The organism is Variovorax sp. Soil_C_26 (genome assembly GCF_057657075.1).
On sequence record NZ_JBDGJC010000008.1, the window covers coordinates 1 to 15,220 of the forward strand.

Below are 15,220 nucleotides of genomic sequence, written 5' to 3' on the forward strand. Positions count from 1 at the left end.
TTGAACGTGGCGCAGACGGCCGGCGGCCAGTTCGGCGCGGGCCTGTACCGGCTCATCAACTACACCGGCACGCTGACTGACAACGGCCTGGACGTCGGCACGGCGCCGACCGACGCGAGCAACCTGCAGGTGCAGACCTCGGTGGCGCAGCAGGTCAACCTGGTCAACTCCGACGGCGTGGCGCTCAACCTCTGGGACGGCAACGACAGCGCGAACATCAACGACGGCAAGATCGCCGGCGGCGCAGGCACCTGGCGCGCGGGCAGCCCGGGCGACAACTGGACCGACGCGGCCGGCACGATGAACGGCACCTGGAAGCAGGACGGCTTCGCGATCTTCACGGGCACGGCCGGCACCGTCACGGTCGACAACAAGGGTGCGGGCGGCGCGGTGCGCATCGGCGGCGCGCAGTTCGCGGTCGACGGCTACAGCATCGTCGGCGACGCATTGACCATCAGCGCACCGGCGACGGTTGTGCGCGTGGGTGACGGCACAGCCGCGAGCGCGGGCATGACCGCGACCATCGGCGCGTCGATCGGCGGCACGGGTGGCCTCGTGAAGGAAGACGGCGGCACGCTGATGCTGAGCGGCGCGAACTCGTACACGGGCGGCACCACCGTCAACGGAGGCACGCTGCAGATATCGGCGGACAACAACCTGGGCGCGGCCGGCACTGCACTGGCGCTCAATGGCAGCACGCTGCGCGTGGCCGCGGGTGCCTCGACGGTGGCCTCGGCGCGTGCCATCACGCTGGGCGCGGGCGGCGGCACCTTCGAGATGGCCAGTGGCGATTTCGAGTCGAACGGTTCCATCGGTGGTGCCGGCGGCCTCACCGTGCGCGGCGCGGGCGGCACCGTGTCGCTGAACGCCGCCAACACCCACGCCGGCGGCACGCTGCTGCAGGACGGCGGTGCGGTCGTCGCCAGCGTGGACGGCGCCTTCGGCAGCGGCGACGTGCGCCTTGAAACCACCGATACGCAGTTGGCGTTCACCGGTTCGGCCAGCGCCGGCAGCACCCGCTTCACGGTGGGGCGCGCCAGCAGCACCGACAGCCGCAACCTCATCGGGTTCGCGCAAACCGCCTCGGCCGGTGCAGCCCGCATCGACCTGCATGGCCAGGGCTTCACGAGCGGCAACTTCAACGGGGCCCTGTTCGGCGAAGCGAGCACGGCCGGCAACGCGACCATCGACAACCGGGGCGCGGTCGTCGCCTTCAGCGACGCGGCCAGCGCGGGCAATGCAAGCATCACCGTGGGTGCGGACAGCCTGTTGGCCTTCGCGTCCAAGGCCTCCGCAGGCACGGCCAAGGTCGCCAACCAGGCCGGCGGCCTGGTGTACTTCGCGGGCACCGCGTCCGCGGGCAGCGCGTCGATCACCAACGCCGCGGGCGGCACGCTCGACGTGTCGGGCATCACTGCACCGGCGGGCCTCGCGATCGGCTCGCTTGCGGGCGGCGGCGCGGTGGTGCTCGGTGCCACGCGGCTGACGCTCGGCGCCACCAACGCGAACGACGCGATCTCCGGCACCATCTCCGACAAGGGCAGCCTGTTCCCGCAGCCCGGCACCGGTACCGGCGGCGCCATCGTCAAGGTGGGCAGCGGCACGCTGACGCTCACGGGTGCCAACAGCTACACTGGCGGCACCACGGTGGCGGCCGGCACGCTGAGCGTGAACAACGCGAGCGGCAGTGCCACCGGCACGGGCGCCGTGCAGGTGCAAAGCGGCGCGACGCTGACCGGCAGCGGCACCATCACCGGTGCGGTCACGGTCGGCAAGGGCGGCATCCTGGCCGCGGGCAACAGCCCCGGCACGCTGACGCTCGGCGCGCTCTCGCTCGCCGGCGGGTCCACGCTGAACTATGAGCTTGGCCAGGCCGGCACCGTCGGCGGCACGCTGAACGACCTGGTCAACGTCAACGGCAACCTGCAGCTCGACGGCACGCTCAACGTCACGGAGTCGGCCGGCGGCAGCTTCGGGCCGGGGCTGTACCGCCTCATCGGCTACACCGGCACGCTGACCGACAACGGCCTGGACATCGGCACCGCGCCGAGCGCGCCGGGCGACCTGCAGGTGCAGACCTCGGTGGCGCAACAGGTCAACCTGGTGAACCGCGCGGGCCTGTCGCTCAACTTCTGGGATGGCGGCGACGCCAGCAAGTACAACGACGGCCAGGTGGCCGGCGGCAGCGGCACCTGGCGTGCCGGCAACCCGCAGCCTTCGCTCGACGGCTGGACCGACATGGACGGCAAGCTCAACGCGAACTGGGCACAGGACCAGTTCGCCGTCTTCGGCGGCGCGGCCGGCACGGTCACGGTGGATGGCGGCGGCGGCGCGGTGCGCATCGCGGGCGCGCAGTTCGCGACCGGCGGCTACGTGGTGCAGGGCGATGCCGTCGAGCTGGGCAATGCGAGCACCGTGGTGCGCGTGGGCGACGGCACGGCCGCGGGCGCGACCATGACGGCGACCATCGGCGCCGCGCTCACCGGAACCGGCGGCCTCGCGAAGGAAGACGCGGGCACGCTGGTGCTCGGCGGCGCCAACAGCTACAGCGGCGGCACGCGCGTCAGCGGTGGCGTGCTGCAGATCGCCGCCGACGCGAACCTCGGCGCCGCAGCCGGCGCGCTCTCGCTCGACGGCGGCACGCTGCGCGTGACCGGCGACACCAGCAGCGCGCGCGCCGTCACGCTCGGCAAGGCGGGCGGCGCATTCGATGTCGATGCGGCCCGCACGGCGGCGCTGACCGGCGCACTCACCGGCACCGGCGCCCTGCGCAAGGCCGGCGCCGGCACCTTGCAGCTGAGCGGCGCCAACGGCTACACGGGCGGTACCGACGTGGCCGCAGGCTCGCTCGAAGCGCTGGCGAGCGGCGCGCTGGGCACCGGACCGGTGTCGGTGGCCGGCAAGGCATCGCTGGCGTTCGGCAACACGGCCGATGCGGGCAAGCTGACCATCACCGCCAACAGCGGTGCCGTGGTGGCGTTCCGCGATGCGTCGAGCGGCGGCAATGCCACCGTGGTGAACAAGGCGGGCGCACAGCTGCGCATCGATGGCCTCAGCGCCGCGGGCACGAGCATCGGCTCGCTCGAAGGCGCGGGCCAGGTGCTGCTCGGCGCCAAGGCACTCACGCTCGGCGGCCTCGGCGGCAACGCCACGCTGTCGGGCGCCATCAGCGGCACGGGCGGCTCGATCGTGAAGGTGGGCGCGGGCACGCTCACGCTCGCGGGTGCCAGCAGCTATACCGGCGGCACCACCGTCAGCGCCGGCACGCTGAGCGTGAACAACAAGAGCGGCAGCGCGACCGGCAGCGGCGCGGTGCGGGTGCAAGGCGGCGCGACGCTGGCCGGCAGCGGCACCATCGCCGGTGCGGTCACCGTCGCCAAGGGCGGCATCCTGGCCGCGGGCAACAGCCCCGGTACGCTGACGCTCGGCGCGCTCACGCTCGCTGCGGGCGCCACGCTCAACTACGAGCTCGGCCAGGCCGGCGTGCCCGGCGGCGCGCTCAACGACCTGATCAACGTAGGCGGCAACGTGCAGCTCGACGGCACGCTCAACATCGCGCAGTCGGCGGGCGGCACCTTCGGGCCCGGGCTCTATCGCCTGGTCAGTTACGGCGGCACGCTGACCGACAACGGCCTGGACATCGGCACCGCGCCGGCCGGCACCAAGGCGGCCGACCTGCAGGTGCAGACCTCGGTGGCCCAGCAGGTCAACCTGGTGAACCGCGCGGGCCTGTCGCTCAACTTCTGGGATGGCGGCGACGCCAGCAAGTACAACGACGGTCAGGTGGCCGGCGGCAGTGGCACCTGGCGTGCGGGCACCCCGACGCCATCGATGGACGGATGGACCGATGCCGATGGCAAGCTCAACGGCAACTGGGCGCAGAACCAGTTCGCGGTGTTCGGTGGCAAGGCCGGCACAGTGACGGTGGACGGCAGCGGCGGTGCGGTGCGCATCGCGGGCGCGCAGTTTGCGGTCGACGGCTACGAGGTGCAGGGCGACGGCATCCGCATGGACGGTGCCAACACCGTGCTGCGCGTGGGCGACGGCACAGCCGCGGGCGCGGACATGACCGCCACGCTGAACGTGGCGCTCTCGGGCACCGGGGGCCTGTCGAAGGAAGACGCAGGCCGGCTGATCCTGGGCGGCGCCAACACCTACAGCGGCGGCACCACCGTCAAGGGCGGCGTGCTGCAAGGCAGCGCCGCGAGCCTGCGCGGCAGCATCGTCAACAACGCCGAGGTCGCTTTCGACCAGGACAAGACCGCCGGCACCTATGCCGGAACGATGAGCGGCACCGGCAAGCTGCGCAAGATCGGCGCCAGCACGCTGACGCTCGCAGGCGCCAACAGCTACAGCGGCGGCACGCTGGTCGATGCGGGCACGCTCGCCACCGACACCAGCGGTGCGCTCGGCACGGGCGCGGTGGGCATCGCTTCGGGCGCGGTGCTGCAGTTCGGCGGCAAGGCCGACGCAGGCACGCTCGCGATTTCGAACGAGGGCACCCTGGCGCTGCAGGACAGCGCAATGGCCGCGGACGCGAGCGTGAGCAACGCGGCCGGCGGCCAGGTGCGCATCGACCTGGCGGCCACCGGGACGAGCATCGGCTCGCTCGGCGGCGCGGGCGACGTCGTGCTCGGCGCGAAAATGCTCACCACCGGCGCGCTCGGCGGCGACAACACGATCTCGGGCGCGATCAGCGGCGCGGGTGGCTCGCTCGTGAAGGTTGGCGCGGGCACGTTGACCTTGTCGGGCAGCGCGACCTACAGCGGCGAAACGCGCGTGGCCGCGGGCACGCTCGCGGCCGGCGCAGCCAATGCCTTCAGCGCCGCCTCGAGCGCGGTGGTGGCCAGCGGCGCGACGCTCGACCTCGCGGGCCACAGCCAGCAGATGGCGGGCCTTGCCAATGCCGGCACGGTCTCGCTGGTCGGCAGCGTACCGGGCACCACGCTCACACTCACCGGCCCTTACGTCGGCAACAACGGCGTGCTGCGCCTCGGCGCCAAGCTCGACAACCCGGGCATCGCCGACCGGCTGGTGCTCGACGGCGCCGCAGCCACCGCGAGCGGCCAAACGACCGTGGAGGTCACCAACCTGGGCGGCCTGGGCGCGCGCACCAGCGGCGCGGGAATCGAGGTGGTGAGTGCGCTCAATGGCGCCACCACCACGGCGCAGACCAGCAAGGACGCCTTCGCGCTCGCGGGTGGCCGCGTCGACGCGGGCGCGTTCGAGTACCGCCTCTACGCCGGCGACAACAGCGGTGGCGGCGAGAACTGGTACCTGCGCACCGAGGCCGAGCCGGGCGCCGGCCTGCCGACCTACCGCGCCGAGGCGTCGCTGTTCGGCGCGCTGCCGAGCCAGCTGCGCCAGAGCGATCTCGGCATGCTGGCCAACCTGCACCAGCGCATCGGTGACGACGACGTGCGCGGCAGCCCGGGCGCGTCATCCAGCGCGGCAAGCGGCCATCGCCGCGCCTGGGGACGCCTGATCTCCACCGACATGGACATCCGCCAGGGCGGCACCGTGTCGCCGCACAGCGAAGGCCGCGTCACCGGCCTGCAGGCGGGCACCGACCTGCTGGCTACGCCCGACTGGCGCGCCGGCATCTACGTCGGCCAGCTCGAAGGCGACACCCAGGTGCGCGGCTTTGCGAGCGGGCTGCTCAACACGGCCGCCGGACGCAACGACCTGCGCAGCCAGTACCTCGGCCTCTACGGCACCTATGCCGGTGAAAGCGGCTTCTATGCCGACGTGGTGCTGCAGGCCGGCCGCCACCGCTACACGGTGCAGCCGCTGGCGGGCGCGGGCGCATCGGGCAAGGGCAACAGCCTGCTGGCCTCGATCGAGGTGGGCAAGGCATTTGCGCTCGGCGCGAGCGGTTGGTCGATCGAGCCGCAGCTGCAGCTGATCCATGGGCGCCAGCGGCTGGACGACGTGTCGATCGCGGGCGCGGTCGTGCAGCAGGATGCCGACAGCGGCTGGACCGGCCGCGCAGGCGTGCGGGTCAAGGGCAGCTTCGCCACCGGCGCTGGCACCTTGCAACCCTACGGCCGCTTGAACGTGTACCGCAGCGCCAAGGGCAACGACGTTGCGCGCTTCGTGAACCCTGCGGCGATCACGCCGGTCGGTGCGCCCATCGGCGGCACCAGCACCGAGCTGGCCGCGGGCTTCACCCTGGCGGTGAGCCAGCGCACCAGCCTCTACGGCGAGCTCGGCAAGCTCTGGGCCTCGGGTGGGTCGGCGCGCGTGGGCAGCTCGGTCAATGCGGCTGCGGGGGTGCGCGTGAAGTGGTGAGCGTGGGCGTTCACGGCGAGCGCATCGCGCTCAGGACTCCGCCGTGAAGCCGATCTCCTTGGTCAGCGTGCGCCATTCCTTCGTGTCGGCCTCCAGCATCGACGCCAGCACCTGCGGCGTGGAATGGGCGACGTCCACGCCCGACTGCTGGAGAAACGCCGCCAGCGCGGGGTCGGACAGCGCGGCGTGCACCTGGGCCTGCGCACGGCGCTGGGTCTCGGCGCTTGCCCTGGCCGGCAGGTAGACGCCATACCATTCGCGCGCCGTCATGGCGACGCCCTGCTCGCGGAACGTCGCCACGCCGGGCGCGAAGCTCGAACGCGATTCGCCTGACACGGCGATGAGGCGCAGCTTCCCGGCCTGCACCTGGGGCAGGTAGTTGCCGACGGGCCCGGCGGCGGAGGCGATCTGCCCGGCGACCACGTCGTTGATGGCGGCGGCGGTGCCCTTGTAGGGGACCGGCTTCAGGTCGAGGCCGGTCTGCTGGTTGACCACCGCCACGACGAGGTGCGGCATGGAGCCCAGGCCCGGTGTGCCCGTGTTCGCCTTGTCGGGATTCGCCTTGACCCAGGCCACGAAGTCCTTGAGGCTCGTGACGCTCGCAGGGACGAGCGGGCCCACGGCGAGCGCGTGGTTCGTGTGGCAGACCAGGGACACCGGCATCAGGTCCTTCGCCGGGTCGTAGGGCAGCTTCTTGAACGTGAAGGGATACATCGCCAGCGCCGACGAGTGCGTCAGCAGCAGCACGCTCCCATCGGCCGGCGAGTCCTTGACCTGCGTGATGGCGATCTGGCCGGACGCGCCGGGCCTGTTCTCCACCAGCATGGCCGGCGCGTAGCCGCCGCGCATCTTGTCGGCGAGCCGCCGGGCCATGACATCGGTGAGGCCGCCGGGCGTGAATCCCACGAAGATGCGCGCGGTCTCGGGCTGCTGCCCGAAGGCGGGAAGGATGGGCGCCGTAGCGAGGGCCGCGGCCACGAAGTCTCTTCTGTTCAACATGTCGGTGTCTCCAAAATGGTCAGTTCACGCGCACCCGGATCTCGCCCAGCCCGTCGATGCGGCCGGTCATGAGATCCCCCTTCGCCACCGCGCCGACCCCCTCGGGGGTGCCCGAGAAGATCAGATCGCCGGGCTGCAGTTCGAACAGGCGCGACAGCGCCGCCACGATCTCGTCCACGCTCCAGATCAGCTGGGCCAGGTCGGCCTGCTGTCGCGGCTCGCCGTTGACTTCGAGCGCGATCGCGCCGGTGGTCAGCACGCCTGTCGCATCGATCGGATGGATCGGTCCCATCGGCGCAGAGGCGTCGAAGGCCTTGCCCGTTTCCCAGGGCTGCCCCGCGCGCGCGGCCGCCTGCTGCAGGTCGCGCCGGGTCATGTCGAGGCCGACGGCGTAGCCGAAGATATGGCCGGCCGCCCTTTCCTTGGGGATGTCGCGGCCGGCCTTGCCGATCGCGACCACGAGTTCGATCTCGTGGTGGCAGTTGGCGGTCTCGCTCGGGTAGGCGAAGGACGCCTCGCTGTCCGCAACGGCCTCGACGACCGCGTCGGCCGGCTTGCAGAAGAAGATGGGCGGCGAGCGCGACGGGTCGTGGCCCATCTCGCGCACGTGGGCCTCGTAGTTGCGTCCGATGCAATAGACGCGGCGGACCGGGAAACGCGCGGCGCTCCCCGCGATGGCGACGGAGACGACGGGTGGGGGCTCGAAGGCGAATAAGGGTTTCTGCACGGGCTCACTCCACGGAGATGTTGCGTTCCTTGACCAGGCGCGCCCACTTGTCGCGTTCCTCGCTGATCAGCGTGCGCATCTGTTGCGGGGTGCTCGTCGTGATCGCGGCGCCGCGCCCGCGCATCACCTTGGCCACCTCCTCGGATTGCACGGCCTTGACCAGCTCCGCATGCAGCCGCTCGGCCACCGCCGGTGGCACGCCGGCGGGAGCGATGAAGCCGAACCAGATGTTGTCTTCGAATCCCGGGATCGTCCTGGCGATCGGCGGGATCTCGGGCGCCTGCGCCGAAGGCTTGCCGCTGGTGACGCCGATGGCGCGCAGTTTGCCGGACTGGATGAAGGGCAGTGCGACCGGCAGGTTCTCGAACGCCATCTGGATGTTCCCTGCCATCAGGTCCTGCATCGCGGGGCCACTGCCGCGGTAGGGCACGTGCGTGATCTCCAGCTTCTCGGCGCGCGCCAGCAACTCGCCGTTGAGGTGGGCGCTCGAACCGGTGCCCATCGAGCCATACGACACCTTGCCGCCTTGCTGCTTCATGTAGGCGACGAGTTCCGCCATGTTCTTCGCGGGCACGGATGGATTGACCACCAGGACGTTCGGCAGCGTGATCGCGAGCGTCAGCGGCACCACATCCTTCAAGGTGTCGACCTTCATGTCCTTGTAGAGCGCCGGATTCACGGTCATCACGCTCGCGGGAACCATGCCGATCACGCTGCCGTCGGGCTTGGCGTTCGCAATCTGCTGCAGGCCGAGCACCCCGTTGGCGCCGGGCTTGTTCTCGACGATGACTGTCGTGCCCATGTTCTGCGCAAGCACCTTGCCCGTGAGCCGAGCCAGGGTGTCGGACAGGCCGCCCGGCGGATAGGGCACGACGATGGTGACCTGCGACGGTTGTGCCAGGGCGGGCATCAGTGCGGACAGGCCAGCGTAGGCGAGCGCGGCGAGCGCCGCGCGGAGGAACGATCTCATGGGTGTCTCCTGTTGTGATGTACGAAAAGTGGGTCGGCTTCAGGCCGTGCCGGCGCGCTCGGCGATCGCGGCTTGCACGGCAGGCCGGAAGAGCTCGCGCTCTGAAATCATCAAGCTGCGCTCCCAGGGCCAGCGCGTGATGGCCGGTTGCGGCGTGCGGTCGACCGCCTGGCCGCCGAGGAAGATCGCCGCGAAGCGGGCGTTGTCCTGCAGGATGCGGATGTCGGCCAGCGGGTCGCCGTCGACGACGAGCAGGTCGGCAAACTTGCCCGGCGCCAGCGTGCCGACGTTCTCGGCATCGATGGTCACCGCTGCGTTCTTCGTGGCGCAGGTGATCGCCTCGAGCGGGCTCATGCCCAGCAGCGTCACGAACAGCTCGAGCTCGCGCGCGTGCCACTCGCCATAGGGCGTGACGGCGAAACCGGTGTCGGTGCCAGTCATCATCGTCACGCCGTTCTTCCACGCATAGCCGAGGTTGACCACCGCCTTGTCGAGATCGCGCCTGAAGCGGTCGATGCGCGACTGCGAGCAGCCGGCGAGGTGGCCCCAATCGGCCACGTTGGCGGTGAAGGTGAGCGCGGGGCAGCACGGGATGCCGCTGGCCGCAAGCCGGTCGGCCTGCGAGCGGTCCATGAAGTCGGCGTGCATGATCCAGTCGATCCTGGCCTCGATGCAGTCCATCACCGATTCGCCGCTGCGCGCATGGGCCGTCACCCGCTTATTCAGGCGATGCGCCTCCTCGACGATGACCTTGAGCTCATCGGCGCGGAATGCGGGCACGCTGCCGCCGCCGGGCGTGAGCAGCGCAGACTCGCCGCTCGCGGCAATCTTGATGAAGTCGACGCCGTTCTTGGCCTGGTCGCGCACCTCGTTGACCATCTGGCTGGCGCCTTCGGTGAGCGCGCCCACACCAGAGCGCGGCGATCCCACCCACGACGGAAAGTAGTCCGTGAGCGCCGCATGGGTCGACAGGTAGCGCGCTGCCGCCGTGATGCGCGGCCCGGGGAAGAGGCCGCCCTTGATGGCGTCTCGCACTGCAACGGCCACATACCAGCTGCCACCGGGGTCGCTGAACGAGGTGACGCCCGCTTGCAGCACCGTTTTGGCGTGGAACGCGGCGCGGATCGCGCGGTATTCGGCCGAGCCGAACAGGTCCTGCTCCTCGATGCCGCGCGCCACGCCGTAGCTGATGTGGCAATGCGCGTCGATCATCCCCGGCATCACGGTCTTGCCGGTGGCGTCCCAGGCGATCTCCGCGCCATGGGGCAGGGGCCTGGCGGGACCCTCGCCCTTGGCGATCTCGCCCACGCGGTCGCCGTCGATCTCCAGCCAATGCAGCGGCTCGGGCTTGTCGCCCGTCCCGTCGATGAGGGTGCCTCCGACGATGTAGCGCTTCATCGGCTCAGCTCCAGGCAACGCCGTCGGCCTTGGAGGCTCCGGGCCTGCCTTCCATGAAATCCACGAGGGCCTGGTTGAACTCGTCGGCGCGCTCGTAGTAGGCCGTGTGCGCCGCGCGTGCGAATCGCACCAGGCGGCTGCGCGGCACCAGTTGGCGCACCTTCTCACCCACCGAAGGCGTCACTGTCTTGTCTTCGTCGCCCCACGCGAGCAGCACCGGGAAGCTCGCCGCGGCCAAGGCCTCGCCGACCACTTCGTCGTCGAGGTCCGATTCGATGTAGGAGCCCAGCGCCTCGAACGACGCCTTGGCGCCCGGGGAGTTGTTGATGCGCCATTCCTCTTCGAGCATTTCCGGCGTGACGAGCGCGGGATCGAAGATCACGCGCTGCATCTTCCCGGCAACGCCTTCGCGCGTCTGGTTGTTGGCGCCTGCCTTGATGCGCCCGCGCGCCTCGTCACCGATGGGCACGAGGCCCATGCTACCGACCAGGGCGATGCCGTCGACGCGGGTCGGGTTCTCGCACGCATAGGAGGCCACGACATGGCCGCCGAGCGAGGTTCCCACGATGGTGGATTTCTGGATGCCCATCGCGTCGAGAAACGCCCCGAGCGCTTCGCGGTAGGCGGGCACCGAGCATGCGACCCCGGCCCCCTTCGACGCAAAGCCGTGGCCCGGCAGATCGATCGCGTAGACGTGGTAGCCCCGCTGCGCGAGCGCGTCGATGTTGCGCGACCAGCGCTCGGCGCGCCCGCCCGTGCCGTGCACCAGGACCACGGTCCTGTCGCCCGAACCGGCTTCGAGGACACGGGTGGTTGCCGCACCTGCGGGGAATGGATAAGCGATCATCGAAACTCCTGATTCATTGAGTGAATAAGCTATTCATCAATGGTAGGAGCTGCGTTCTACCTCCGCACTAGGAGCTTCACGGACGCGCTGTGAATAGGCGCTATTCAGCCGCTTCGGAGCCGTTCTGCAACCGGGCGAAGTTGCGCCGCGATCGCGGCCACGGCCTCACCCGCCTCGGCCCGGACGGCAGCAACCTTGAACACTGCCGACGCCGAGGTGATGTTCAGCGCATAGGGAGACACCTGCTCCGCAGTGCCCAGCGGAACCGACACGGTGCTCATTCCGGGCACGAACACATCGATGTTGGTGACGAAGCCGTCCTTGCCGTAGTCGGCCAGTGCCGCGAGCGCCTGCTTCTCGTGCTTCTTGAAGAGCGCGGGATGCGCCTCCTTGCATTCCGCCAGCGCCGCCTTGCGGTCCTCGCGCCCCAGCCCCGCCAGGTAGGCCCAGCCCGTGCCGCTCGAGATGATGGGGACTTCGGAGCCCACGCGCAGGTTCACGCTGAGGAACGAGTGCGGTGCCTCGCAGCGCTGCAGGTAGAGCATGTTCGCGCCCTCGCGCGTGGACAGGCTCGCCGCCCCCTCGAACCGCGACGCCACGTCGATGAGCAGCGGCCGCGCGAGCTCGGCTAGTTCGAGCGTGTCCAGGGCCGAATAGCCGAGGGTCAGGATGGACAGCCCCGGTCGGAAGCGGGCGCCGTCGGAATCGGCGACGAGGTAGCCGCCGTGCTCGAGTGTCTTGCACAGGCGCCAGACCGTGGGCTGTGGAAGGCCCGTCATGCGTGCGAGTTCGCTGCTGCCCAGCCGCTCGCGGCCATGGTCGAAGCATCGCAGGACTGCGAGCCCGCGCAGCAAGCCCTCCACGAGTGGCTGGCCTGTGGGCTTGGCGGATGACTTCTTGGCTGTTGGCATGGCGCGACCTTCCTCTCGAATCGGAAACACCGCATAATATCACATAAATGAATAGATAATTCACTATATGAATAACAAAAGCGAGACGATGAAGGCTTGGACCGTGGGCACCCCCACACCGGAACTGCGCGAAATCCCACGGCCCGTTGCCCTGGCGAACCAGATCCTCGTGCGCGTCAGTCATGCAGCGATCAACAGGGCGGATCTCCATGTGGCGGCGGGCCATGTCCACGGCAGGAGCGGTGGCGTGGGCTCGACCATCGGCATCGAATGGGCGGGCGAGATCGTGGAGATCGGCCCCGGCGTTCCACCTGGCTTCGCACCCGGCCAATTGGTGATGTGTTCGGGGGTCGGCGGCTACGCAGAGTACGCGGTGACGGATTGGGGCCGCGTCTATCCGCTGCCGCTGGGCATCGATGCGGCTTCGGCTGCGGCGCTTCCGATCGCGCTGCAAACCGCCCACGAGGCGCTGACGGCCAGCGGCAGGTTCACGCGCGGCGAGACGGTTCTCGTCCATGGCGCGAGCAGCGGCGTGGGGCTCATGGCGATGCAGATTGCACGCAGGCTCGACGCTTCGGCGGTTGTCGCCACATCCACGACGCCCTCGCGGCAAGCAAGGCTGCGCGAGTTTGGCGCCACCCACGTGGTCGACGGACGTGCGACCGACTGGGCCGACGAGGTGCTGGCGGCCACGGGAGGCGAGGGTGCCCATCTCGTTGTCGACTTCATCGCCGGGCCAGGCATCAACGAGACCCTGCGGGCCACGCGCATCCTCGGGCGCATCGTGAACGTCGGACGCATGGGCGGGTTCAGCGGGACGTTCGACTTCGACCTGCATTCGCTGCGCCGGATCAGCTACGTGGGAGCGACCTTTCGAACCCGCAGCCCGGAAGAGGTGCGGGAGATCGCGGGCCGCATGCGTGCCGACCTCTGGGACGCGCTGTCCCGAGGCGACCTGCGGTTGCCGGTCGCCGCCCGTTATCCCTTCGAAGAGGCACGCGCCGCGCTCGACTTCGTCGCGGCGAACGCCCATTTCGGCAAGGTCGTCCTCGACCTCTGACGCCCCAGGATCAACCTAGGAGACATGAAGATGCCATCGCTCAACGCCTCGGCCGCCCTGAAGCGGTTCCGAATCCTCGACCTGTCGCGCGTTCGCGCGGGCCCCACCTGCGCGCGCATGCTCGCGGACTTCGGCGCGGACGTCATCCGCATCGAGCCGCCGCCGGGGGTCGACCCCAACGACGCGATGTTCGCGGCCAAGCGCAAGGGCGGCGACTTCCAGAACCTCAACCGCAACAAGCGCGGCCTCGCGCTGAACCTGAAGAAGCCCGAGGGCGTCGACGTGCTGCACCGGCTCGTCAAGGATGCCGACGTGGTGCTGGAGAATTGGCGCCCCGACGTCAAGGCCCGCCTCGGCCTCGACTACGAAACCCTGCGGCGGATCAACCCGCGGGTCATCCTGGCAAGCATCTCGGGCTATGGCCAGGACGGCCCCTACGCCTGGCGGCCGGGCTTCGACCAGGTCATCCAGGGCATGGGCGGCCTGATGTCGGTCACCGGCTTCAAGGAGAGCGGTCCGGTGCGCGCCGGCATCGCCGTTTCGGACTCCGCGACCGGCCTGTACACCGCGATCGGCATCATGGTGGCGCTGCTCGAGCGTGAGCAGTCGGGCGAGGGCCAGTGGGTCCATGCGTCGCTTCTGCATTCGCAGATCGCCATGATGGACTTCCAGGCCGCTCGCTATCTCGTGGACGGCGACGTGCCGGCCCAAGAAGGCAACGACCATCCGACGTCTGCGCCCATGGGCATGTTCGAGGCCGCTGACGGTGCACTGAACATCGGGGTTTCGGGCGAAGGCCAGTGGAAGGCCTTCTGCAAGGCGATCGAGCGCCTCGACTGGCTGGACCATCCCGAATTCAGGCTCAACGCCGATCGCGTGCGCAATCGGCGCGAGATCAATGCCACGGTGCAAAGCCTCTTCCAGACGAAGCCCGTGGCGCACTGGGTGCAGGCGCTCAATGCCGCCGGTATCCCGGCCGGCCCCGTGTACACGGTGCCCCAAATGTTCGACGACGAACAGGTGCACCACCTGAAAGTCGTCGGCGAAATCCCGACGGAGTCGGGCGCGCCGCTGCGCATGATCACGCAGCCGATCGTGCTCGAGCGGACACCGGCGGCGCTGGCGTCGCCGGCGCCATCGGTGGGCGAGCACAGTGACGAGGTGCTGCGCGAGGCGGGCTATGGCGACGCCGAGATCGCCTCGCTGCGCGAGAAGGCGGTGATCTGATGGCCGAGGGAAGAATCATCACGGTGCGCCGCGGCGCCATCGGCGAGTTGCGCATCGACAACCCCGGCAAGTTCAACGCCATGTCGCTCGGCATGTGGCATGAGCTGGCGGCGCGCACGAGGGAGTTCGCCGAAGAGGGCGACATCCGGGTGGTCCTGCTGCGAGGCGAAGGGGAGCGGGCCTTCGTCTCGGGCGCCGACATCACGGAGTTCGACACGAAGCGAAGCGCCGCATCGGGCAGCGGCGACTACGACGCGGCGGTGGAGGACGCCCAGCTTGCATTGATGGCATGCCCGCATCCCGTCGTGGCGAGCATCCGGGGGGTGTGCATGGGCGGCGGTCTTGGCCTTGCAATGGCCTGCGACCTGCGCTACGGCGCCCTGGACGCGCGCTTTCGCATGCCGGCAGCGAGGCTGGGCCTGGGCTATTCCTTTCGCGGCGTCGAGCACATGGTGCACGGGCTTGGCGCGCCACGCGTGGCGGAGCTGTTCTTCACTGCGCGCACCTTCGATGGCGCCGAGGCGCTGCGCATTGGCCTGCTGCAGGCTGCCTTCGGGCCGGACGAACTCGACGCGAGCATCGAGGAGGTCCTGTCGCAGATCGCGGCCAACGCGCCGCTGACGACCCGCCTGGCCAAGCGCTCCATCGCGCTGGCGCGGCGCCTCGCGCCCGAAGCCGACAACGCGGAGATCGAGCGCTTGCGCGCGGCGTGCGTTGCGAGCGAAGACTACGCCGAAGGGCGCCGGGCGTTCGCGCAGAAGCGCACGCCGCAGTTCACGGGACAGTGACG

The 15,220-nt window shown here is 70.0% G+C and carries 10 protein-coding genes; 4 read left to right on the forward strand and 6 right to left on the reverse strand.

What is annotated here, in order from left to right; translation table 11 throughout:
• Positions 1–6: 6 nt before the first annotated feature.
• A complete protein-coding gene (locus AC3A6G_RS21195) occupies positions 7–6,291 on the forward strand; it encodes an autotransporter-associated beta strand repeat-containing protein (protein WP_487874487.1) in 6,285 nt (2,094 codons plus the stop codon).
• Between the two features lie 30 nt (positions 6,292–6,321).
• Here the strand turns inward: AC3A6G_RS21195 and AC3A6G_RS21200 are convergent, their stop codons facing one another.
• The 6 genes from AC3A6G_RS21200 to AC3A6G_RS21225 all read right to left on the reverse strand — a co-directional run bounded on the left by AC3A6G_RS21200 (position 6,322) and on the right by AC3A6G_RS21225 (position 12,143).
• Positions 6,322–7,290, reverse strand: a complete 969-nt coding sequence (locus AC3A6G_RS21200; protein WP_487862111.1) for a tripartite tricarboxylate transporter substrate-binding protein — start codon at positions 7,288–7,290, stop codon at positions 6,322–6,324.
• A 19-nt stretch (positions 7,291–7,309) separates the two neighbouring features.
• Complete coding sequence (locus AC3A6G_RS21205; protein WP_487862110.1) at positions 7,310–8,017, reverse strand: fumarylacetoacetate hydrolase family protein; 708 nt, start codon at positions 8,015–8,017, stop codon at positions 7,310–7,312.
• A gap of 4 nt (positions 8,018–8,021) precedes the next feature.
• Complete coding sequence (locus tag AC3A6G_RS21210) at positions 8,022–8,987, reverse strand: Bug family tripartite tricarboxylate transporter substrate binding protein (protein ID WP_487862109.1); 966 nt, start codon at positions 8,985–8,987, stop codon at positions 8,022–8,024.
• A gap of 39 nt (positions 8,988–9,026) precedes the next feature.
• Positions 9,027–10,385 carry a metal-dependent hydrolase family protein gene (locus AC3A6G_RS21215; RefSeq protein ID WP_487862108.1) on the reverse strand — a complete coding sequence of 453 codons (1,359 nt, stop codon included), beginning with the start codon at positions 10,383–10,385 and terminating at the stop codon, positions 9,027–9,029.
• Positions 10,386–10,389: 4 nt separating this feature from the next.
• Positions 10,390–11,232 carry an alpha/beta fold hydrolase gene (locus tag AC3A6G_RS21220; protein ID WP_487862107.1) on the reverse strand — a complete coding sequence of 281 codons (843 nt, stop codon included), beginning with the start codon at positions 11,230–11,232 and terminating at the stop codon, positions 10,390–10,392.
• A 104-nt stretch (positions 11,233–11,336) separates the two neighbouring features.
• Positions 11,337–12,143 carry an IclR family transcriptional regulator gene (locus AC3A6G_RS21225; RefSeq protein WP_487862106.1) on the reverse strand — a complete coding sequence of 269 codons (807 nt, stop codon included), beginning with the start codon at positions 12,141–12,143 and terminating at the stop codon, positions 11,337–11,339.
• 67 nt (positions 12,144–12,210) lie between these two features.
• Between AC3A6G_RS21225 and AC3A6G_RS21230 the strand changes: the two genes are divergently transcribed.
• From AC3A6G_RS21230 to AC3A6G_RS21240, 3 genes are read left to right on the forward strand one after another with little or no spacing between them, the layout of a single operon-like run.
• Complete coding sequence (locus tag AC3A6G_RS21230; protein ID WP_487862105.1) at positions 12,211–13,203, forward strand: zinc-binding dehydrogenase; 993 nt, start codon at positions 12,211–12,213, stop codon at positions 13,201–13,203.
• Positions 13,204–13,233: 30 nt separating this feature from the next.
• A complete protein-coding gene (locus AC3A6G_RS21235; protein WP_487862104.1) occupies positions 13,234–14,430 on the forward strand; it encodes a CaiB/BaiF CoA transferase family protein in 1,197 nt (398 codons plus the stop codon).
• The gene (locus AC3A6G_RS21240) at positions 14,430–15,218 is read left to right on the forward strand and encodes an enoyl-CoA hydratase (RefSeq protein WP_487862103.1); all 789 of its coding nucleotides are present in this window, start codon (positions 14,430–14,432) and stop codon (positions 15,216–15,218) included. The genes AC3A6G_RS21235 and AC3A6G_RS21240 overlap by 1 nt, the downstream gene beginning before the upstream one ends.
• Positions 15,219–15,220 lie beyond the last annotated feature (2 nt).